We start from the raw sequence: 507 nt of genomic DNA, 5'->3' as shown, positions 1-507 counted from the left end.
TAGCCGCGGTCGCGGTTTACCAAGCACCTAAAACGCAAGAGACGGGTTTTGCCATTATCGCATTGATGTTGGTGAGTGTGGCTCTATTCATGCCATTTTTGATGTGGCACATGTTCCAAAGCTTCTCATACACGTTACGCTGGGTTCGTGTGCGTTGGTTCTTTGCTGATGCGGCGGCAAGTATGAGCTATCGTGGTGTCGCAACGATGGCGTTTATGTTGGCACTCGCTGCGAATATTGGTGTTGAGACCATGGTGGGTAGCTTTAGAGACACCACTGACAAATGGTTAAGCCAACGCTTGGCCGCAGATATCTATATTTATCCAACAAACAACTCGGCTGGGCGAATGAGCGCATGGTTACAAGATCAGCCAGAAGTTGAATCGGTTTGGTGGCGCTGGGAAAAAGACGTTCCTACCGAGCATGGCGCGTTGCAAGTGGTCAGCACAGGCCCTTCTGAAGGGGAGCTAGATTCGCTAACGGTTAAGCTGGGTGTTCCAAACTACT

Annotated in this window: 1 pseudogene; it reads left to right on the top strand. The window is 50.3% G+C overall.

Features of this window, described 5'->3' with window-relative positions:
• Positions 1-507 (top strand): annotated as a pseudogene (locus R7Q09_RS28600) (ABC transporter permease); the annotation flags it as partial.

The organism is Vibrio sp. 2130-1, from assembly GCF_033339515.1.
This window is presented reverse-complemented; position numbering and strand designations above follow the sequence as displayed.